Genomic DNA, 19,627 nt, shown 5'->3' on the forward strand with positions numbered 1-19,627 from the left:
AGGTGACCCCAATGCGATCCTCTCCTCGTGTGCAACGAATCATCCGCCCGCTGATTGCATATCGCTTTCTGCTTTCGGTTGGCCTGAGCGCCGTGAGCGGCATCATCCTGAACGCGCTGCTTCCTATCGACCATGCCGATCCAATGCTACGGCTGATGGAGATACAGAGGCCGGATATTATGCGCGGCTTACTGACGGCACATCAGTTGTTCCTTTACTCGACGCCCTTCATTCTGCTGTCGATGGGCTTCTCACTTCTGTATGTCCATCTCTATAAGAGCGAGCTGGAGCTGAACCCCGGCGCACTACCGCCGTATCCCGATCCGCGCAAGCGCAAAGAACTCTCTCTGATCGTTGGAGAGGTACACAGCAGGCTTGCTCCGAGAGCAGCCGCACTTCCTTCATGGCTCGCGATCCCCGAGCGCGGTCTCTACACTGGCATCGCGTCTTTCGGCTCCATCGGGTCCGGCAAGACGATGGGCTTGATTCTGCCTGCCATGCGCCAGCTCTTCGCATATAAGGCGAACGACCCCGAGCGGAAGCTCTCCGGTATCGTCCTCGAAGTCAAAGGCGACCTTTGCCGGCAGCTACAGCGCATCCTGGAGTGGTGTGGGCGCGAAGAGGATTATGTCGAAATCTCGCTTCACGGCAATATCCGCTACAACCCGCTGAACAACTCGCTCGATGCTTACGCGCAAGCGTTCAACATCGCCTCCATCATCACCTCCATCTGGGGTAAGGGCAAAGAACCATTCTGGCAACAGAGCTACACGGATCTGGTGCGCTACGTCATCCTGCTGCACCGTATCCGCGACGGCTACGTCACTCTGGTCGATATCTTCCAGACTGTCATCAGCGCCGGACGGCTCGAAGAAATGCTGGTCGAGGTCGGCTCGCAATTCAGCACGACCAGCTATATCGGCATCGACAAACAAAACTATCTCAGCGAGGAGGCGCAGCTTGCTCCGCTTGGCTTCACATGGAATGCCAGCGCGAACCTGTATCTGGCGAAGTGGGATGAGCAACTGGAGACGGCGCTCACCGAGCAGACTTCCATCGAGTTCCTTATCTTCACCCGCAAGCCATCCGACCCCGCTGCGCGCGAACGCTTTCAGAGCGTCCAGTATTGGTATTGGGAGCATTGGAAGTTCTTCCGCTCCGAAGTGAAGACCTCCATCGTCCAGGGCATCGCAGTCTTCCTTTCTCTCTTCGAGACCGACCCGGACGTGCGCCGCGTCTTCTGTCCGCCGAAGGAGCTGTATCAGGGCAAGCCATGTGTCACTGATCCCGATGGCATCGTCATGCCAGCATTCGAAGAGCTGATCGAATCCGGCAAGGTTGTCGGGCTGAACTTTCCCGTTGCCTTGAACCCGGCGCTGGCCAAGACCATCGGCACCATGATGAAGATCGACTATCAGCGCGCCATGCTCCTGCGCATCCCACGCATGGATGCCGAACCGGAGAAGCACTACCGCCCATCCGTATTTATCTGCGATGAGTATCAGAACTTCGCCACCGTGGGCGGCGACAACCCGACGGGGGATGACAGGTTTTTGTCTTTATCACGCCAGCCCCGTTGCATCCCCATCGTAGCTACGCAGTCGGTCGCCAGCCTCAAAGATGCGCTACCGAACGAGGGTGTGAAGACTCTCCTGCAGGCATTTCGCTCGAAGATCTTCCTTACTACCTCCGATCCTGAAACCGCCCGCTATGCATCGGAGCTGTGTGGCAAAGAAGACCGTACGCGGATCGGTTACACACTCTCCGAGACTTCCACCAATGCCAATGTCGGATGGCTCTCGGGCCGAACGTCCGCCAGCAAAGGCTCCGTCGCCGCAGTCAAGCAATATCAGAAGCAGAAGGAACCGGTCTTCGAGGAGAAGGTTTTCTTCGATCTTAAGAACGCACAATCCATCGTCGTGGCTTTCGACGGCGTCAGCCCAATGCCTGCAACTTACTGCTATCTCAAGCCAGACTTCCTACCCATCGCCATGAACTGGTTCGAGCAGGAAAAGATCGGCTTCGATCCTGCGCGGGCGTCCGCATGAGCTCTTTCGTATTGGCGATGGCAAATTATTGTTCTCAACCCTTCAACCATCCGAGGTATACCCGTGAGTTTTGAAATCATCATCCCGTTCCTCAAACCCATCGAGCATCTGCTGATGGACACGGCCATCTCCGAAATCATGGTCAATCCCGATAACACCGTCTGGATCGAAGAGAAGGGCCACATCGCATTGCAGACCGGAGTGCAGTTCGAGGATGGAGCACTGCTGACCGGACTCGAAGTGATCGCCAACCACTTCGGCAAGAAGCTGGATGCCGACTCGCCGATCATGAACCTGCGCCTTCCCGATGGCAGCCGCATGGCCGCGCTCATCCCGCCCGTCGTCAACCCTGGCCCCATGATGACGATCCGAAAGTTCACCTCGAAAGGATTCACCATTCAGGACCTCATCGACCGGAAGACATTAACGGAGACGCAGGCCGGGATACTGACCGAGCACGTCCGGCGTGGTGACAATCTGCTCATCTCTGGAAGCACGTCATCGGGGAAAACGACCTTGACCAATGTACTGGCGTCGTTCATCCCGGATGACGACCGCATCCTGATCCTTGAAGATGTGGCCGAACTCTACATCAGAAAACCGCACGTTATCTCTGCGGAAGCCCAACTTGATACGCACAAGAGCCAGATTGGATTCGCCGACCTTCTCAAAGCCGCACTACGCCATCGGCCCGACAGGATCATCGTCGGAGAGATTCGCGGCCCCGAAGCGCGCGTCTTCCTCGACGCATTGAACACTGGGCACCGCGGATCGCTTACCACCATTCACGCCAATAGCGCCAGAGATGCGGTACGGCGCCTCGCGCAGCTTGCTATGCGTGGTTCAGGAGCGGGCGTTCCCCTGCGCGATGTCGAGGAAGAATGCGAGAGGTCTATCGATGTGATCGTGCATGTGAGGAATGAAGATGGCTGGCGTCACGTCGCGGAGATTCGCACACCAACAGCCTGAATAAATATGGCAAAATCGCACGAACACAGAGTGATCAAATTATCCAATGCGTTCTGCTAACTCACCAAAGCCAACGATACAGCGGCCAATGATCGCTGCAGCATCAAGACGAGATGGTGTCAGTCGGCTTCGACGTAGCTTCGAATCTCCCGCGGCTCACCGCCTTCATCTATCGTAAGCTTCGCTTCGACGCGACTAGTAAGACAGACATTGAATGTGGTGCCGTCTGCGAATTCGAAGTTAACTTCGGGGCCACAGTCACCATCCTCGTATACCGTGACACGCTGGACAATTTTACCCGCCAATTCGTTGCACTCAATCATGGGTTAGACCTCATCCTGCCCGAGAATATCCAATGCGTAGCGTCGCTTGTATTTCATGCCGACTGCCGACAGAATCGTGCGAAGAGAACGTGCCGTACGTCCCTGTTTGCCGATCAGCTTGCCCGTATCGGTGGGAGCGACTTGGATGTTAAGTGTCATCATGCCTTCTTTCTCCTCGCATTCCACTCGTACGGCATTTTCGTCATCGACCAGCAGTCGCACAATCTCCTGCACAAATTGTTTTATGGGATCTTCATCACTTAGAACGGACGAGGAGTTGATTGTCATGAGCTTGATCTCCTTGTACTGTCCTGGAATAGGCTGAACCGTTTCTTAGGGAAATTGATTGCAGTCATCATCGTGGCGAACGCGGCTAGCAGATCAAGGTCGAGACGTGTTCGCTTCTTCGCCATAGCTGCCAACGCTTCATCCCATTTCATCGCGGCAACATATGGGCGCGGCTCCGTCATCGCTGCGAACACATCACATAAAGTCACAATCCGCACTGCGATGGAAATATCGGGGGCAGTGAGCTTCCGAGGATAGCCGCTGCCATCAAGCCGCTCATGATGGTCACGCGTTGTCGTCAGGAGCAGTTCGTCCGTTTCTCCGTCTTCGAGCAGCATTTCGTGTCCGAAATGAGCGTGACCCTGAACAATCTGTGTCTCTTGAGGCGTGAGAGGAGAAGGCTTTTGCAGGATGGCGGCAAGGACTTTGATCTTTCCGATGTCGTGCAGGAGTCCGGCACGCGTCAGTCCTAGTTGCTGGTCTCGTGGAAGATCGAGGAACGCGCTGAAGCAGGCGCATAGCTCAGACACGAGGATGCAGTGTAGATGAAGGATCGGGTCATGCGCGCGCGCCAGTTTCATCCATCGGGCATCACGACGCGCTTCGGGTTTCGCGTTCAGAGGGGTCAAGCTCGGCTCCTCGACAGCGGCCTCAGAGCAAATCGCTTGCGGTGCGCCCCCGCAAACATGCCCTAAAACCCTTGGTCGGGGAGTTCGAAAGCCGTTAAGACGCGGCTCCTGTGACCTTTAGCTTTAGGGGCCTGGACATACGTCACAGGCTCCCCGACGCAAAAGGCGTAGGGAATCCAGCAACACGCAATGAAGCGTGTCAACTTGTCTTAAGGGGTTTCGACACCCCAGGACGGTGCGTGCCCGTCCCACTCTCCATCATCCTTGAAAGGCCATGCTTTGGGCAAGATGAACCGTTACTTGCCGAGCAATGTACACTTTCGCCTAGCTGCTGCCATCGAAGCGGCCGAACTGCGAATGCCACATTGCCAAGTAGGACGGAGGGGCCATTGGCAGTAAAAAAGGGCACGAGAACGCCGCAGGCAAAAAACGCCGAGCTTCTGGTAGCGATGACCGGCAAGGCGAGTCCCGCGAAGGCGGCCGAAGGCGACAAGCCGGTATTTGCCTATATCGAGAGCCTTCCCGAACCGCAGAAGAGCATCGCCAAACGTGTCGATGCCTTGGCCGCCAAGGCACTGCCGGAACTCAAACGCGCGGTGAAATGGGGAATGGCGTACTATGGCGTTCCTGATGGGTGGTGCTTCACTTCCGGCGCCTTTGTCGGTCACCTGAAGCTGATGTTCATCCGGGGGAACGAACTGCAACCAGAACCCCCAGTGACACCGACCGGAATGGGTAAGGCAACACGAGGCGTCGAGTTGGCCGCCATGGACGAGCTCGACGAGAAACAGGTGCTTTCGTGGATGGTTCAGGCCGCCGAGAAACCGTTCGTCACAGCGGCGATGAAGAAGAAATAGGCTTCCCGCCGGCTCAGCAGGCTACCTAAAATGCAGTTCTATTCTTTCGGCTTCGAGCTAGATTTAGGAGAGCGCGGTCGCCCGCGATTGGCATTCTATTGAGATCTATTTCTCTCCTAAGCCTCCGTACCCTCACGAATGAGCAAACTCTTTTGCACCTCATATGACTCCCCAGATTTTGTGATCCGGATCTTCGATCCTTTGGCACATTGTCGTGCAACCTTCCCATTATGTGGTACTGTACGGTCTAGTTCCATATGGTTCCGGTTGGGGTTTCCCAATGCAATCGCTGTGGTTCGAAGAGTGAGAAATTGAACGTTGGAAATGGGAATGGTTTGTCTTAACTCATGAAGATCAAGCGGATCATCCCCAACATCGCGGCGCAGGACACCACAAAGGCCAAAGAGTTTTACGGGGACTTGCTTGGCCTCGACGTCGTTATGGACATGGGATGGATTGCGACCTTCGAGGCAGATGCTCTCGTGCAGCCGCAGCTCAGCGTAGCAACGAAGGGCGGATCAGAAACGTCCGTTCCCGATTTCACTTTCGAGGTCGATGACTTGGAGGAAGCGCTACGCCGATTTCGTGAGGCAGGGGTGTTGATCGAATACGGACCCGCAACAGAACCATGGGGAGTACGGCGCTTCTACGTCCGCGATCCATTTGGGCGTCTGCTCAATGTCATGACGCACTGCCAATAGAGGGACACGAGCGCAAATATTCGCTCTCTGTGAAGCTAAGACGTTTTCGACTTGCCTTGATCTTTCCGTTTCTTCTTCTCGGCGACTGTTGTTTCGGGCAGTTCCAGATACCAATGGCAAGCCCCTCGAATGAGCTCCGTGAAAGTCATATCGTTTTTTTGGAGTCTGGCCTTTACCTGCTCTACAAGCTCTTTGGGTAGCCGTACCTGTACAGGGACAAGCTCTCCGCGCTCTTCGAGGTAATCCAACAGTGTTTTGGCTTTGATTGGCAACGCTACCTCGCTCTTGAAGTGAAGCCTAGATTATCACTTGGCAGCGCCACAGCTCGCAATCTTCATTCGGATTGTATTGACGAAATATCATTACAAACTGTATACCTTGAATCGACCTTAGCTGTTCGGACAAAGGAGTAGAAGTTGATGCGAGCGATAGTCGTGGAGCGGCATGGTGGCCCGGAAGAACTTATCTTGACGGATGTTCCGGTGCCGCAAGCCCCGGGCAGAGGCCAAGCGATCGTCCGCATCGCAGTGGCTGGGGTGAACTTCATGGATATCGGATTCCGTAGCGGGATGTACCCGCATGCGGTTCCGTTTATGCCGGGATCGGAAGGAGCGGGCGTCGTAGAGTCTGTCGGCGAAGGCGTCGAGCACGTGAAAATCTCTGACCGTGTCGCTTTTGGCGGCCAAAAGGGAGCCTATGCGGAACTCATTCTTGTAGACGCGGACCGGCTGATTCCGCTTCCAGATGATTTGAGCTTCGAGCAGGGAGCGTCTTTACCAGTACAGGGATTGACGGCGCAGTATGTAATCACCGAATTCCGCAGACCCAAGAAAGGCGACTTCGTATTGATCCATGCCGCTGCCGGCGGTATGGGTGGGTTGCTCGTTCAATGGGCATCCCATCTCGGAGCAGAGGTGATCGCGACAGTCTCAAACGAAGATAAGGCTCGCACTGCGAAACAACTGGGGGCCGGGCATGCGGTTCTCTACACGAGTCAGGATTTTGTTGCCGAGACTCAGAGGATTACCGGTGGTCGTGGAGCCGACCTGATTTTCGACGGCGTTGGCCGCGAAACGTCTGAGAAGAACCTGGAAGCTGTCGCGTTGCGGGGACACATCGTTGCTTTCGGGGCATCAAGCGGTTTTCCCAGTCCGGTTTCGGTCTACACGCTCATGCGTCGTTCAATTTCTCTCTGCGGCGCGAGCCTGGCACACATGCATACACGAGACGAGCTTTTGCGACGTGCTGATGAAGTCATCTCGGGTGTCAGAGAAGGATGGCTGGAGCTGAACCTGACTCATAGCCTGCCGCTTGAACAAGCAGCGGACGCACATCGGATGATCGAGAACCGCGACTCTCAAGGAAAGCTCTTGTTGTCTGTGGCTCATTTGGCCGGTGCTTCCTAGAGGTTATGGCCTCCAGACTCCAAAAATCCGAGAGGACACTTGATGCCGATCTCAGGAATGGTCTTCGCCGTCACGATGATTGGAATGGGGCTCGTTGGGATCGTCAACAGCGATTTGATGCCGGTGTGGAACCCTGTCTTTGGCACCGGATCAGCACACAAGCTACTTGTCGAGTTTGGAATTGGCGTTTCGCTCGTGTCAGGTACGGGACTGCTCTTCAGTCGGTCTGCCGCCGGAGCTGCTCGCTTGCTGCTCGCTACTCTATCGGTCTGGGTGCTCCTGTTCCGTCTACCGAACTTTATTCGTACATCGCCATTCGAGGCTTGTTGGACCGTATTTCCTCTCCTAGTGATGATCTCTGGAAGCATGGTCATCTACGTTTGGGTTGCCGTTGAATGGGACCATGAACACGTTCGCTGGATCAGCACAACGAACGGCCTGCACGTAGCGAGGGCACTCTACGGTCTTGCGCTTATCTTCTTCGGGATCGCCCATCTCATTGATGTCCCGGATACTGTTTCGCTCGTACCTAGGTGGCTGCCGAGCCCCTTGTTTCTGGCTTATTGCAACGACTTTACCTTCATTGCGGCCGGTGTGGCGGTCCTGTTGTTCAAACGCTGGGCACAACTAGCTGCGGCGCTATCGGCGATCCAGATCGGATCGTTCTTGTTGCTGGTGTGGATACCCATCGTCATGCGAGGTTCCAGAGTCCGGTTTCAGTGGAGCGAGACCTTTTGAATGCAGCGCTCCTAGCGGCTTCATGGGTAGTTGCCGACTCTTATCGATCTACAAGAAGGAGTTCCGAATGAAATTTCTATGTCCACTCGGAAGAGTTCTATTCGCTTTGAATTTCGTTGTGGCACTTCCGTATCACTTTACCCACGGAGCCGTTCAAGCTGCCGCCGGGCAAGGGGTGATGCTTCCGGCATTGGTCGTTCCGCTGTCCGGTGTGCTGGCTTTTATCGGAGGCCTCAGCGTTGCACTCGGCTATAAGGCCCGATGGGGAGCGTGGGCTTTGGTCGCGTTTTTGGTTCCCGTCACCCTCTACATGCACGCATTCTGGAGACTGAGTGATCCCCAAATGACTTTTGTAGAGGAAGTGCTGTTTCTGAAAAACATTTCGATGCTTGGTGGGGCGCTGTTGATCTCGCAGTTGGGTGCTGGCCCTACGAGTTTCGATCAGCGCAATATACCGGGCTGACCGCAATTCGAGAGCCCAACAAATCTCGATGCAATGTCATAGCTTGCACAGAGGAGTTCGTGCAGGTGAGTTCAACCTTTGCGCTCATAGGCGGCGAGAAATACGCGCACGCTCTCCGCGACATGACGGCGGAGTGCTGCGGGCTTCGGAATCGCGTCATCGCCGAGGAGCATCGCCCGATTGAGGGGTTCGGACATCACGAGCCAGTTGAAATGCGAGGCGGCAGTCTTTGGATCTTCGATCTTCAACAAGCCGCGTTCACCAATCTGTTCGAGAATCTTGGCAAAGATCGTCATGGCGCGTTGCGGCCCGCGCTCATAAAGAACTTGCGCGAGTTCCGGGAAGCGGCTTACTTCGCCAATGACTAGACGGCGGAGCTGCATGATGGGCGGCGTGAGGACGATTGACAATTGCCGCAGTGCATACATCTCTAAATATTCCGAAAGTTCACCGCTATCGCTGAACTCCGGCACGTCGTTGTGTACTGCATCGCCCGCCCTGTCGGTCATGCCCCTCACAATGCCGACGAACAGTGCCTCTTTGCTAGCAAACTGCTTGTACACAGTTTGCTTGGAGACCTGCGCAATAGCAGCAATTTCATCCATGCTGGCCCCAAGGTAGCCGCTCTTCAAAAAGACACCCATCGCCGCCGCCAGAATCGCTTGACGCTTCTTCTCCGAATTGCCCGTATCCTCTTTTACTACCGTCTTCTTAGCAGGCCGGGAACGTGCCATCTTTCACCTCGATGAAACTACTTAATCTTGACACACAGTACTGTGCAGTCTAGTCTTCTGATTAATCGGTACTGTACCGTCTAGTTCCTAACGACTGATTGGGGTTCGAAATATGCGCATCAAATTTGCGGAACTTCCCGTGTTCAATCAAGACAGGGCAAAGGCTTTTTACACAGAACACTTCGCTTGTCAGGTTGTCGCAGACGCTCCTATGGGGCCAGATAGTTGGCGTTGGATCGAGCTGCTGTTTCCAGGGACAGAAACGACGCTGCATTTTCTCCAGCGCCCCGATGAGAACCCTTCCAAGGGACCAGTGATGGTGCTCGTGGATGACGATCTGGCCGGTGTCATCTCCCGTCTGAAGGCAAGCGGCGTGAAGGCCAATGATCCGAAGCCCGCGCCCTGGCAACCGGGGGTAACGGTTGCCGAGTTCTGGGATAGCGAAGGAAACCGCATGGTTCTCAGCAGTCACTGAGACCAGAATGGGAGAGGCGCTCGTGAAGAACCTGTTTGAACCTTCTTGCGTAGCAGAGATCAAAGGCCGGATTGAACGTTTGCGGCCAAATAGCGAGAGGCACTGGGGCGTGATGTCACCTGCTCAGATGCTGGCTCATTGTTCTGCCTGGATGGAGATGGCTGCGGGACTTAACAAACCACCCCGCAACTTCCTTGGGCGGATCGTAGGCAAGTTCGCGAAGAAGTCGATCTTGGAGAGACCCATCAAGAGGAACATGCCCACAGACAAGAGCCTGCTGGTTGAAGACGAGAGGGACTTTGCTACGGAGCAGCATCGGCTCCTCAGTTGGCTTGACAGATTTTCAGCCGCTGGACCAACAGGTTGCACAACTCACCCTCACAGCTTCTTCGGCCACATGACGCCTATGGAATGGTCCGCGATGGGATACAAGCATCTTGACCATCATTTGAGCCAGTTCGGCGTATGAAGAAATCTGAATCCCTTCCGACGCTGACCTTCAAGAGTTCGCGAGAGCTTCAAACCTACATGTCCGGCCAGCCGCGGGCGGCTGAAGGCTTTTGGCTCAAACTTTCGAAGGCCGGTGCGCCCGAGGCGACGATCTCAAGAGACGAAGCGATCGATACCGCGCTTTGTTGTGGCTGGATCGATGGTCAGCTCGCAAAGTTCGATGACTCGTACTTCCTCATCCGTATGACTCCGCGCCGTGCAGGGAGCCGCTGGTCCGCGAAGAACCGCGCAGCAGTCGATCGTTTGGCAGGGCTAAACCGTCTCTTGCCAGCCGGCATTGACGAGATCAATGCTGCGAAGGAGGATGGCCGATGGGATGCGGCATATGCCTCGCAGGGTAAGGCTGAGCCGCCTCAAGATTTACTCGCGGCATTGCGCTCGAATAAGGCCGCATTGCGTTTTTTCGAAGGGCTAGATCGCGCGAACCGATACTCAATCATCTATCGGGTCGGCGAAGCGAAGCGGCCTGAGACGCGCGCCAATCGCATAGCAAAGTTCGTCGCAATGCTGGAGCGCGGAGAGACGATCCACCGATCCAAGAAGAAGGCGTGACGAAGACTGTGAGATGACGATGGCCCTGCTCGACTACATCCGGGTTGCCTTTACGATCCAGATGGCAATCGATGGTTACTACAGGAGCGTGGTTACCGACACGAATGATCTTCAACCCTTTGCAGTCGACTTGGGAGTGGTACTCGGACGCCTATGGTTTGGGATACGGGCTTACTAAACGATCACGTTCTGTTCAACGACTAAACACTATGGCGCTTGATCCAAAAAGCGATAAGCCGACACCGCTGTGGGAGAGTGTCCACAAGTGTCCCAGTTGCGATTACGAACTGAACCTCGAAAAAATCGACTTTCGAGGGGCAACGACCGGCATCGCCACATGCCCCCGATGCGAGTGGGAAGGTCAGATCAACGTGCAGATTGTCCTCTCTGAGCCGTCTGAGGACTAACCATACTGGAGACACTCTCATGCTACGTCGATGCGCGCGGTCACCTGCCGTCAGAGGCACGCACGCTCTGACCGAGGCCAATGCCAATCTCGGAGAACACCATCTCTGATCTGACTACTTTGAGCTCTTTCGGCGGCAGGCGGGAGAAGATACCGCGAGAGCTATGCAGTCAGCGCTATCGGAGACCGGGTGACTGCCGCGAGGTTACGAAGCTTTCGCATAAAGGTTCTTTCCAGCTCGCTGGTCACTTTTGACCTGTTCTCTCCAAGCGACACCAGATAGGTCTTTAGAGAAAGGGTTTCTTCGGCCAGCGGCCTTACCGTCACTCCATTGCGCGCCAACAAGAGGGCGCCTGCCTTCGTGAGAAAGGCGACGCTGTTACCTTCGAAGAGAAACGGAAAAGCCTCCTCTTGCGAGGTGATGTGCTGTACATCGGTGGGGGGCACCTTCTGCTGCTCTGCCTGTTGGATCAGTGCGTCGTAGAGTGGCGGGTGTAAGCGCCTCGCGAAAAGAATCCATCTCCGTTTGCGGAGATCATGCAAGGTGACGCTCGGTTGATTGGCAAGCTCATCTCCCCTCAGCATTCCTATATAGAACGGGCTTTCGGCGATTTGTACCTTCGTAATCTGCGCAGACGATGGCGGCTCATTGGCAATGGCGAGGTCGAGACGGCCAGACATCAACTCGTGGACCAGGTCATACGAGAACTGGCTCGAAACTTCTATCTTTAACTGCGGGTAGAGAGGCAGCCGTATGGACATCAGCATCGACAAGAAGAAAGGATCGGTATACGGAGATCGTCCAACGTGCTGCACGACATCGGCCTCTTGAGCAACCGCGAGGGCCGCAGTGAAGGCGCGTTCTCCATATAAAAGTGCTTTTCTCGCGTGTTCGACATAGGCGCGTCCAGCATCGGTGACGCTGACCCCCTTGCGGTCCCGCACAAACAACTGCACACCCAGCGTGCGCTCCAGTGCCTTGATATTTTTCGTGATGGTGGATTGGCTGACGTTGATTTTGATGGCAGCCAACGTAAAGCTGAGCTCTTCGGAAAGAGCAACCGCCGATTCCATAAATCGTGTTTGATTGCGTGCCATGATGATCCCTGCCTGCTCTGCGATGGAAGGCGGAACCACTGGGATGGGCCGATACGACTCCAGCTCAAGACGAGGATGATTCCGTCAGAGATGCTGTGGTTTAGACGCTCCTCTCTTTAAAGGACGTAAACATAAGGCGGCAGGACGCGGATTCGTTATTCCTTTTGGAATTTCGGAAATCGTTTCGGGAATTGGACTTTATCCAAGGCTTCATAGTCTCTTAGAGCACACCGGTGCACTTTGGCCGTCCAAGGCGGGTCTTATGCAGAGCAGGCATCCATTGGAAGTCAATATTCTGGTCGTTATCATCGCACAGGAAGGCAGTTTTATCCGGGCTTCGAAGAAGCTGGGTATTGCGCCACCGTCGCTCACACGGAGGGTGGCTTCACTGGAAAGGAACATCGGAGTCAAACTGTTCAACCGGTCCACCCGTAGCGTGGCACTGACCGACGCGGGAAGGCTGTTCGTTCAGGAATCCTCTCTTTCCCTGAGCCACGCCGAACGCGCGTGGGACCTGGCCCGATTCCATGCGCAGACCGAGAGTGGTCCCTACCGTTTTGGATACTCTCCATACACCCACAGCGCATTCCTGCCACTCTTGAATGGATTGAGTCCTGCACCGCATCCGCCAGGGGATGAGCCGTCCAACATTGTTCTAGAGACCGCAAACACGGTCGAGCTGATAGAGCGGGTGCTTCGCGGTCAGCTTCACGCCGCGCTGGGGACAGGCCCCATCGTAGACCGGGACCTATGGGTGCACCGAGCCGGACGCGAGGGGTTTACGGTCTGCCTGCCGAGAGGCCACCACCTGGCTCAGAAGGCCAGCGTGACCGCACATGACCTTGATAGGGAAACAGTCTTCTGGATGCCGCGGTCGTCGCATCCGCGCTTCTACGGTCAGGTGATGAGATACATCAGGAGTTTGGGAGTCCGACCCCTCTTCCGAGAAGTCAGGGGTGCAATGCACGCGCTTGAGTTCGTCGCCCGTAACTCCGGTCTGGCTCTGCTACCGCGTTCCGCATCCCGCATTTCTCATTCCGGGGTGGTCTTCAAGCCATTGGCAGACCGCTATCTCGGAATCGAAACCATGCTCTTCATGCGGCGCGATCTGCGCTACGGAAAGCTCAAAGACATTGTCGATGTGTTTCTCGCCCAACTTCTTGCTCTCAAGATGGAGATCAATTAGAGCCGAAAATCTCTGCTCGTTCAACTACTTGACCGGAGGATGATATGCGAAGATTCTCTCTTCTCTTTCTTGCGGGTGTTATCTCCCTGACCGCATGCGACAACACAAGGAAGCCAAGCAACAGTAACTTCAGATAAGCGATCAATCAATATCTAGCGAAGCACGGGGAAACTTGTACAGGCCCGACATGAACGTCGCTAACTAAATGGAGCTTCGGTGGAAGCATCCTTCAAGATCTTGCGAATTTCTTGACGCAGCAATTTCTTGTTAAAGATTCCCTCAGCCTTTTCCGCTATGAGGGAGACGCGCGGATTCTTGTCCAGTGATGAATGACTTGCGACAATCTCAGCGGCATTTGGCGACGCAACAATCAGCCTCAACCCTGAGTTTTTCTTCATACCCTGATCAATGATTTGGTTAATATGCTCGTCCGCGAAGCTATATCCAACCACAGCAAGAATCTGAGCTTTGAGTGTTGCCCTTGAAAAGTTATAGGCCAACGTCAGAAACGGTTCCTTGGCGGATAATTTATGCGCAGTACCAAAAACAAGGTGAGGACGGGTGTCATCCCCCTGCATCGTATCCGCGCTTTCATGTCGAGGATATGCGAGCGAACAGAGTCCATATATAGGATCGTCAACCCAGTCGAGTGATCCGTGAAGCTTGAAAAGATTGATCCCGGAAGCGCTTGAGAAACTGTCGGGTGACCAGACCCCGTTTTCATCAAAGCCGTTTATAAACTTTTCCGAAGCCGCACTTAAGGCGCTTTCGACACACAGATCATAGTTCAGACTAAAAATATCGAGGCCTGAACCGTCTATACATAAATCCTTTAGGCCCTCCAAATACGAAACATCCTTGGGAGTACGCAATTCCTCTTCGACAGAGCGATACGTGAAATCCAAAAATGAACTTAGCAGTTTGGAGTCTCTGGTTTCCAGATCTTCAATCCGCTTATGCCATCCGGCTGCATATGCCGCAAGGGGATTTTTGGTCCTATGGTGCAACTCTTCTGCGGCGATTGCTATTTGCTCAATATTTACAGGGCTTCCCGGATTTCTATTAAGGATCCCCTCCTGAAATCGCACTCCGCCTTCAAGGAAATGAAAAAGCGCAAGCCAGCGTTCAGCCTGTTCGCGTTCTGTCATGGCAACACTGGTGCCTTCGGATGTCGCCGCTCTTGTAAGCAGTTTCTCGCGGAGTCTCCTTGCCAACTCAACCGACATAGGTAAACCAGCATCCGCGCTCAAACCCGCGCCCGCGAGTAAAGCGATACGGGGTAGCTTGGTCATATGAACCACATTCTTTCCTGTAGAAGCTGAAGCGAAGATTCAGGAAGATTTTTTATACGTTCAGCGGCAATGTGGCTAAGCAGTCGAGCGATGAGTTCGCCATAGTAGTTGGAGATCGGTTTTGATCGAGCGTTGAATCCACGCCAATTAACTTGGCTCAAATCATTGATCTGCCGGATAACCGTCTTAATGCCACCTGGATGTCGCGCTCCGCCCTGCGGTGTGATTCGCAGAGCTACCGGTACTCGAAAATTTGCCCAAGACTCTTTCTCGTCGCGACCTTCCGTATATAGAAGGTAATCACGATCATTTATTTGCAAGATCGTGCCCCGATGCGGGATTCCATCTTTGAATCTCGTATCGACTGCAAAGAATGTTTCCTCTTCTGAAATCTTCACAACCACAATTTGAAGAATGTTTTGCTTTGCATGGTTCCGTACGGCCCCATACACAGCATCCATTTCTTCACGGCTCATGTGTTTGGGCACATGTAATGTCACCGAGGAAACAGTCCTGCCAATGGCTTCGGCACGCTTCAATGAGTTCGCGACTACGTTCTCTAAAAGTTTCAAGTACTTCTTGCGATCATCGGTCACTTCCGCCAATGCTACAAACTGAAAGGCGCCGCGGGCGGAAAAACAGGCTGTGAATCCCATGTAGCCAGTTGTCTGTCGGGATTGGGGATCAAATAAGTAAGAACGTCCAAGACCGATAATCAATTCTTGATCCAGTTCCTTACCGTAAACAATCCATGGAGTGCCGCCAAGTTTAACAAACGCTCCCAAGGCAATGTTCGCTGCCGACCAGCGAAATTTGGCCTCATCGGCCAGGAGTTCCGCTGTGATGCTCTGGGAAAGTATGCCTTCCGCCAAAAGTCTTGCCTTGCAGGCGTAATAGGGAGTATCAGGCTCCGACGCGGAGGTTTGAGGATGGATGATAAAGAACATGTGGGGCTTGGGATTCGACGCACCAGCATTCCAGTTCAGGATTGCTTCCTGATAGAGCTTCGCTGCATCATGGGGACTCTTGCCTCGAATGCTAAAGCCGGTGACGGGAAATACTTGATCTTTAGTGAGTCGAAAGCGGAAGGTCGATTCAACACCCTTAAAAGAGCCGACACCGTTCTTCAGAGCTAGGAATAATCGGTTCGCATAATCGCGATACTCTGTCGGAAAGACAAAGCCAAAGATTGGATCCTCATCAAGCGCGCGATATGGACCAAATTCGACAAGTCCACGGAGCTTATCCGGTCGACTCCTCTCGTTGCCGAAGGCGAATTGCACTGGCTGGAGTATGTGGCCGTTCACCATGAACTCCCCAGCGTTGCTTCCATAGGGCTAAGACTTACAGCTAGTGAACCAGATTCGAACGATTTCAAAGGAACCACAAGCTGGTCTGTTGAAGAACCCGACTCCTGAAGTAGTTCACGAATCGCCATCAAACGATCACGGAGCACCGTGACGCTTCGTCGATTATCCCTTGTGAGGCTCAGATTGAGTCTTTGAATCTCACGGACGACCGCTGAGGTACCCGATCTCCCTCTAACTTTACTTTCATATTGCTTGATAACGGCCGGCGAAGCTTCGAGCCGCAAATCTTGAAGAGAAATGACACGATGCTGATCGTCTTTACAAAGAACCGTCGCGGTTCCATCACGTTCAACGCTTCTGATGCGACCAATGAAACGATTATGGAAAGGGGAAAGATCGCGTGAGATTGTTGCTCCTATAGGGCGGTATAGAACTGGCATTCCTAACGCAATCCCCGCTAATGCCGGGTTCGCCAAACTTTCTTTGAAGTGAGCTTGAACGACCCATCGAAAAGCGACCGCGAATCTGTAAGCTTCTTCCCGGAATGGTCGTTGAACCAGAAATGAGATTCCTGTCGCTAGTTCGATAGCGTCATCCGGAGACATGCGATATGGGCGCAACGCGACATTCTCAAAATGGCTTTGTTCAACCATAAAACCGCGTTGTGAGAAGTGAGATGCAAGTGCCTGTTCAGCCAACAAACTGCCGATTCGCCAAAATCTTCCAATATCAAATGATCTGTGGGTCGCTCCGGTTGGAACCGCCAAACCATTCAAAAAAACCATTCGGATGCGCCTTGTGGATGAGCTTGCTTCGTCATCATCCATTTCATAGCGCCACGTTTGGTAGTCGCCAAACTCGGAATCCCTCGCTTTCGTCGATTCGTCCCATGACGTGTAATCGAGGAACGGAAGCGATGGCTCGACCGGCATCAGATCCGCAGCGAAATTATTGATGACAACTTGCATGTCTATCCAGTCAGCGCTCCTATTTTTTCAATCCTCTTCGCCTTCGGCTGTGCCGATGTCTCCAGCCTCCTCCGTGGGAACAAGAGGTACAGCCTGCCCAGCAAAGTACTCCGCCAGTCTGGTACTCAGCGCTTCCGCAGTTAAACCTCCATCTGCGAGTTTCTCTGCGAATTTCCGTCCAGGATGCAACACATCCCACGGGGATTTGTATTGGGCTGCGCGTCGCATACCTGGATCTTTATTGCCAAAACCATCGACCACCAAGTTCCAAATGGGCTTGAACTGTTCAATCATCATGTTTTCGCCAAGAGGAATCCAGATATCGTCCACCACCAACGAGCGATAACGGAAATCCGTTACATCCAAATTTATCGCTTCATCTATAGAACTAGCGTGCTGTCGCAAGCGGTCACGCAAAGCCTTCCCCTTAGCCGCATCGAAAGCTAATCCGCCCTTACGTGCGCCTTTAGGAACCGCCTTACCTACATAGATAGGCTGCGAAAACTCTTCGTCACGATTCTTTTGAGCGACAGGTTGGTAAGGTGAAAACGACCCTATGTAATAGATCGCGTAAACGCCAGCACCGGCGAGCTCCGTTGTCTCTGTAAGCGGCGTCACTGGACGCAGCAGAAGAGCTTCCGCCACACTGCGTCCAAGGTTCAGTTTGTCGAGAGGATTATAGGGACTCTCCATGCTTACTCATGTCCTCTCATCTTGAGCAAGGTATCAGCGACAGAACTTGCAACAACTTCAGCCAACCGTACTGGTACGGCATTGCCAAGTTGACGCATCGCCTCGGTCCAAGCGCCCCGAAAAATATAGTCGTCGGGAAAAGTTTGAAGCCGCGCTGCCTCCCGCGTTGTGAAGTACCGTACCGAACCGTCCACTCTGGCAAGCATATTCTCACCGCCAGGTACACCGTGATCACCCGCTTTTAGGGTCTTGGCAGGCTCATCATAAGGGCTTCCTGTATGTCCGGGGTAGCTTCGAGCTCCCGGGCTAAAGACGTGGTTGGCAATGCCATTACGAGGTTGCTTCTCAGGATCCGGCAGTCCAACAAGTGCATCGCGCACAGTGAGCCATGGCTCTTTGCTGTCGTTCAACAGTTCGGCAAGCTTATCTACTCGGGCAGCTTGACGCAGAGCCAACGTAGGCCGATGGCGTTTTGCTACTTTATGTCGATCCCAATACTCGCCGGTTATCCATTGCGAATGCAACAATGAATCCTCCGAATGTTTCTCCTCAGGAAAATTCCACTGCACTCCTAGGTCTGAACGGAACCCGACTAAAAATACACGCTCGCGGCGCTGTGGCACACCATAATTTGCGGCGTTCAGAAGACGAAAGACGACATTGTATTCTGAGCGGACCCGTCGCGAGGTATGGTGGCGCTCTAGGCGAATACGGTGCTCTCCCCATGACTCATCCTTACGGCGGATCAAGTTTGGGTGGGTCAATTGCAAATGTATGTACTCGAAATAGTCTGCGAAGCTTTCGCGTAGAAGTCCCTTTACGTTCTCGAAAATGAAAGCCTTGGGGCGCAATTCACGTACGGCGCGCACGGCCTCAGGGAACATATCGCGAGCATCGAGATATCCTTGGTGCTTTCCCCCAAGCGAGAACGGCTGGCAGGGAGGACCACCAGATACGACCATGACCTCTTCGGAAATAGTGGAGTAGTCGAATTTCCGGACATCGCCTTCAAAAAGGGGCCACCGCTCAACGGAGCTCATATGATGTCGCTGATTCTCGCGAAATGTCTCGCAAGCATCGTGATTCCACTCGATGACAGCAGCATGATCAAAACCGGCATTCGCCATTCCTATGGCTAGGCCTCCCGCTCCCGCGAAAAGCTCGACACTACGCATCGAGGAACCTCCTTATCACTTGCTTCAGCCGCTCGATATCCTTCAACTCGCACTCCCAAATGGTCAAAACTTTCCAGCCATCTCTCATCAATAGTTCTGTGTTTCGTGCATCACGTTCTTTATTGGCTTGAAGTTTAGGCTCCCAAAAGTCGAGTCTTGATTTCGGCATGCGCGCAAGGGCGCAATTTTCGTGACGATGCCAAAAACATCCATGAACAAATATGACCTTATTGCGACCTTTGAAAACAAGGTCGGGACATCCCGGCAATTTCCGTCCATGTAAGCGATAGCGATAACCTGCCGCGAAGACAAGTTTCCGAACCGCCATTTCTGGCTTGGAATCCTTCGCACGAACCCGCGACATAATTTCTGATCGCTCGGAAGGTGGAATGTTGTCCACACGATTACGCTCCCTCTGGGCGGCCAAAGAGTGGCCATTTGCTCGCGATATATTGTTCTGCCGCATCGCGCATCACCCATGCCAAGGACACCTTCTTCTCGCGCGCAATGCGCTCCAGCGTCTGATGAACATCAGGCGCCAGCGTCACGGAAACTCGCGAAGTCCCGGGTTTAGAACTCGGATCTTTGATGGAGGGCATTCGGAACCTCCTTTCAGTTGCAGCAAGATGCTGCAGAGTGCTGCATTGATCTCTGAGGATTGTATCGAGTTCCCCCACTGTGGAACAGTGTGAAACAATTATTTTGCCTTGTCGCACTTCGAAACTGGCCTTCATGTTGGACATTGACTTTATAAGCCGTGTGCAATCAATGAGATCGATCAAAGAGGATCGAGTTCGCATTCTCAC

At 53.7% G+C, this 19,627-nt stretch carries 23 protein-coding genes; 12 read left to right on the forward strand and 11 right to left on the reverse strand.

Going from position 1 to position 19,627, the window contains the following annotated elements; translation table 11 throughout:
- The first annotated feature begins 11 nt into the window (after positions 1–11).
- Both LJD29_RS12855 and LJD29_RS12860 read left to right on the forward strand, forming a co-directional pair.
- The gene (locus LJD29_RS12855; RefSeq protein WP_446741940.1) at positions 12–2,048 is read left to right on the forward strand and encodes a type IV secretory system conjugative DNA transfer family protein; all 2,037 of its coding nucleotides are present in this window, start codon (positions 12–14) and stop codon (positions 2,046–2,048) included.
- 63 nt (positions 2,049–2,111) lie between these two features.
- On the forward strand, positions 2,112–3,017 hold the full coding sequence (locus tag LJD29_RS12860; protein WP_446741941.1) for a TadA family conjugal transfer-associated ATPase: 906 nt from the start codon (positions 2,112–2,114) through the stop codon (positions 3,015–3,017).
- 326 nt (positions 3,018–3,343) lie between these two features.
- Here LJD29_RS12860 and LJD29_RS12865 read toward each other — a convergent pair whose 3' ends face one another.
- Positions 3,344–3,628, reverse strand: a complete 285-nt coding sequence (locus tag LJD29_RS12865; protein ID WP_446741942.1) for a KH domain-containing protein — start codon at positions 3,626–3,628, stop codon at positions 3,344–3,346.
- Positions 3,625–4,257: an HD-GYP domain-containing protein gene (locus tag LJD29_RS12870; RefSeq protein WP_446741943.1), complete on the reverse strand. Its 633-nt coding sequence runs from the start codon at positions 4,255–4,257 to the stop codon at positions 3,625–3,627. The genes LJD29_RS12865 and LJD29_RS12870 overlap by 4 nt, the downstream gene beginning before the upstream one ends.
- Before the next feature lie 389 nt (positions 4,258–4,646).
- Between LJD29_RS12870 and LJD29_RS12875 the strand changes: the two genes are divergently transcribed.
- From LJD29_RS12875 to LJD29_RS12895, 5 genes are all read left to right on the forward strand, one after another.
- Entirely contained in the window at positions 4,647–5,114 is a 468-nt protein-coding gene (locus LJD29_RS12875) for a DUF1801 domain-containing protein (protein ID WP_446741944.1), read from the forward strand.
- Positions 5,115–5,461: 347 nt separating this feature from the next.
- Complete coding sequence (locus tag LJD29_RS12880) at positions 5,462–5,815, forward strand: VOC family protein (RefSeq protein ID WP_446741945.1); 354 nt, start codon at positions 5,462–5,464, stop codon at positions 5,813–5,815.
- 419 nt (positions 5,816–6,234) lie between these two features.
- A complete protein-coding gene (locus LJD29_RS12885; RefSeq protein WP_446741946.1) occupies positions 6,235–7,221 on the forward strand; it encodes a quinone oxidoreductase family protein in 987 nt (328 codons plus the stop codon).
- A 42-nt stretch (positions 7,222–7,263) separates the two neighbouring features.
- Complete coding sequence (locus tag LJD29_RS12890) at positions 7,264–7,959, forward strand: hypothetical protein (RefSeq protein ID WP_446741947.1); 696 nt, start codon at positions 7,264–7,266, stop codon at positions 7,957–7,959.
- Between the two features lie 67 nt (positions 7,960–8,026).
- Positions 8,027–8,422 carry a DoxX family protein gene (locus LJD29_RS12895; RefSeq protein WP_446741948.1) on the forward strand — a complete coding sequence of 132 codons (396 nt, stop codon included), beginning with the start codon at positions 8,027–8,029 and terminating at the stop codon, positions 8,420–8,422.
- 71 nt (positions 8,423–8,493) lie between these two features.
- Here the strand turns inward: LJD29_RS12895 and LJD29_RS12900 are convergent, their stop codons facing one another.
- The gene (locus LJD29_RS12900) at positions 8,494–9,156 is read right to left on the reverse strand and encodes a TetR/AcrR family transcriptional regulator (protein ID WP_446741949.1); all 663 of its coding nucleotides are present in this window, start codon (positions 9,154–9,156) and stop codon (positions 8,494–8,496) included.
- Between the two features lie 112 nt (positions 9,157–9,268).
- On the opposite strand from LJD29_RS12900, the gene LJD29_RS12905 reads away from it, so the two are divergent.
- The 4 genes from LJD29_RS12905 to LJD29_RS12920 are packed head-to-tail and all read left to right on the forward strand — an operon-like array spanning position 9,269 to position 10,871.
- Positions 9,269–9,631, forward strand: a complete 363-nt coding sequence (locus tag LJD29_RS12905) for a VOC family protein (RefSeq protein WP_446741950.1) — start codon at positions 9,269–9,271, stop codon at positions 9,629–9,631.
- 22 nt (positions 9,632–9,653) lie between these two features.
- Entirely contained in the window at positions 9,654–10,100 is a 447-nt protein-coding gene (locus tag LJD29_RS12910; RefSeq protein WP_446741951.1) for a DUF1569 domain-containing protein, read from the forward strand.
- The gene (locus tag LJD29_RS12915) at positions 10,097–10,693 is read left to right on the forward strand and encodes a YdeI/OmpD-associated family protein (RefSeq protein ID WP_446741952.1); all 597 of its coding nucleotides are present in this window, start codon (positions 10,097–10,099) and stop codon (positions 10,691–10,693) included. The genes LJD29_RS12910 and LJD29_RS12915 overlap by 4 nt, the downstream gene beginning before the upstream one ends.
- 13 nt (positions 10,694–10,706) lie before the next feature.
- Positions 10,707–10,871: a hypothetical protein gene (locus LJD29_RS12920; RefSeq protein WP_446741953.1), complete on the forward strand. Its 165-nt coding sequence runs from the start codon at positions 10,707–10,709 to the stop codon at positions 10,869–10,871.
- A 390-nt stretch (positions 10,872–11,261) separates the two neighbouring features.
- Here the strand turns inward: LJD29_RS12920 and LJD29_RS12925 are convergent, their stop codons facing one another.
- A complete protein-coding gene (locus LJD29_RS12925) occupies positions 11,262–12,197 on the reverse strand; it encodes a LysR family transcriptional regulator (protein ID WP_446741954.1) in 936 nt (311 codons plus the stop codon).
- 280 nt (positions 12,198–12,477) lie between these two features.
- Between LJD29_RS12925 and LJD29_RS12930 the strand changes: the two genes are divergently transcribed.
- Positions 12,478–13,383: a LysR family transcriptional regulator gene (locus LJD29_RS12930; protein WP_446741955.1), complete on the forward strand. Its 906-nt coding sequence runs from the start codon at positions 12,478–12,480 to the stop codon at positions 13,381–13,383.
- Between the two features lie 197 nt (positions 13,384–13,580).
- Here LJD29_RS12930 and LJD29_RS12935 read toward each other — a convergent pair whose 3' ends face one another.
- From LJD29_RS12935 to LJD29_RS12965, 7 genes are read right to left on the reverse strand one after another with little or no spacing between them, the layout of a single operon-like run.
- Positions 13,581–14,675, reverse strand: a complete 1,095-nt coding sequence (locus tag LJD29_RS12935) for an SIR2 family protein (protein WP_446741956.1) — start codon at positions 14,673–14,675, stop codon at positions 13,581–13,583.
- On the reverse strand, positions 14,672–15,985 hold the full coding sequence (locus LJD29_RS12940) for a Piwi domain-containing protein (protein WP_446741957.1): 1,314 nt from the start codon (positions 15,983–15,985) through the stop codon (positions 14,672–14,674). Before LJD29_RS12940 ends, LJD29_RS12935 begins: the two co-directional genes overlap by 4 nt.
- The gene (locus LJD29_RS12945; protein ID WP_446741958.1) at positions 15,979–16,953 is read right to left on the reverse strand and encodes a hypothetical protein; all 975 of its coding nucleotides are present in this window, start codon (positions 16,951–16,953) and stop codon (positions 15,979–15,981) included. The genes LJD29_RS12940 and LJD29_RS12945 overlap by 7 nt, the downstream gene beginning before the upstream one ends.
- 27 nt (positions 16,954–16,980) lie before the next feature.
- Entirely contained in the window at positions 16,981–17,646 is a 666-nt protein-coding gene (locus LJD29_RS12950) for an Eco29kI family restriction endonuclease (protein WP_446741959.1), read from the reverse strand.
- A gap of 2 nt (positions 17,647–17,648) precedes the next feature.
- A complete protein-coding gene (locus LJD29_RS12955; protein ID WP_446741960.1) occupies positions 17,649–18,821 on the reverse strand; it encodes a DNA cytosine methyltransferase in 1,173 nt (390 codons plus the stop codon).
- Positions 18,814–19,221, reverse strand: a complete 408-nt coding sequence (locus LJD29_RS12960) for a very short patch repair endonuclease (RefSeq protein ID WP_446741961.1) — start codon at positions 19,219–19,221, stop codon at positions 18,814–18,816. The genes LJD29_RS12955 and LJD29_RS12960 overlap by 8 nt, the downstream gene beginning before the upstream one ends.
- A gap of 4 nt (positions 19,222–19,225) precedes the next feature.
- Positions 19,226–19,420, reverse strand: coding sequence for a ribbon-helix-helix domain-containing protein (locus LJD29_RS12965; RefSeq protein WP_446741962.1), 195 nt, complete (start codon positions 19,418–19,420; stop codon positions 19,226–19,228).
- Between the last annotated feature and the right edge of the window lie 207 nt (positions 19,421–19,627).

Source organism: Silvibacterium acidisoli (assembly GCA_022870745.1).
In the GTDB taxonomy this organism is placed as follows: domain Bacteria; phylum Acidobacteriota; class Terriglobia; order Terriglobales; family Acidobacteriaceae; genus Silvibacterium.

Coding starts and splice junctions, on each gene's coding strand:
- LJD29_RS12855 (WP_446741940.1), top strand. CDS start 12: ATGCGATCCTCTCCTCGTGTGCAACGAATCATCCGCCCGCTGATTGCA.
- LJD29_RS12865 (WP_446741942.1), bottom strand. CDS start 3,628: ATGACAATCAACTCCTCGTCCGTTCTAAGTGATGAAGATCCCATAAAA.
- LJD29_RS12880 (WP_446741945.1), top strand. CDS start 5,462: ATGAAGATCAAGCGGATCATCCCCAACATCGCGGCGCAGGACACCACA.
- LJD29_RS12885 (WP_446741946.1), top strand. CDS start 6,235: ATGCGAGCGATAGTCGTGGAGCGGCATGGTGGCCCGGAAGAACTTATC.
- LJD29_RS12890 (WP_446741947.1), top strand. CDS start 7,264: ATGCCGATCTCAGGAATGGTCTTCGCCGTCACGATGATTGGAATGGGG.
- LJD29_RS12895 (WP_446741948.1), top strand. CDS start 8,027: ATGAAATTTCTATGTCCACTCGGAAGAGTTCTATTCGCTTTGAATTTC.
- LJD29_RS12900 (WP_446741949.1), bottom strand. CDS start 9,156: ATGGCACGTTCCCGGCCTGCTAAGAAGACGGTAGTAAAAGAGGATACG.
- LJD29_RS12905 (WP_446741950.1), top strand. CDS start 9,269: ATGCGCATCAAATTTGCGGAACTTCCCGTGTTCAATCAAGACAGGGCA.
- LJD29_RS12915 (WP_446741952.1), top strand. CDS start 10,097: ATGAAGAAATCTGAATCCCTTCCGACGCTGACCTTCAAGAGTTCGCGA.
- LJD29_RS12920 (WP_446741953.1), top strand. CDS start 10,707: ATGACGATGGCCCTGCTCGACTACATCCGGGTTGCCTTTACGATCCAG.
- LJD29_RS12925 (WP_446741954.1), bottom strand. CDS start 12,197: ATGGCACGCAATCAAACACGATTTATGGAATCGGCGGTTGCTCTTTCC.
- LJD29_RS12935 (WP_446741956.1), bottom strand. CDS start 14,675: ATGACCAAGCTACCCCGTATCGCTTTACTCGCGGGCGCGGGTTTGAGC.
- LJD29_RS12940 (WP_446741957.1), bottom strand. CDS start 15,985: ATGGTGAACGGCCACATACTCCAGCCAGTGCAATTCGCCTTCGGCAAC.
- LJD29_RS12945 (WP_446741958.1), bottom strand. CDS start 16,953: ATGCAAGTTGTCATCAATAATTTCGCTGCGGATCTGATGCCGGTCGAG.
- LJD29_RS12950 (WP_446741959.1), bottom strand. CDS start 17,646: ATGGAGAGTCCCTATAATCCTCTCGACAAACTGAACCTTGGACGCAGT.
- LJD29_RS12955 (WP_446741960.1), bottom strand. CDS start 18,821: ATGCGTAGTGTCGAGCTTTTCGCGGGAGCGGGAGGCCTAGCCATAGGA.
- LJD29_RS12965 (WP_446741962.1), bottom strand. CDS start 19,420: ATGCCCTCCATCAAAGATCCGAGTTCTAAACCCGGGACTTCGCGAGTT.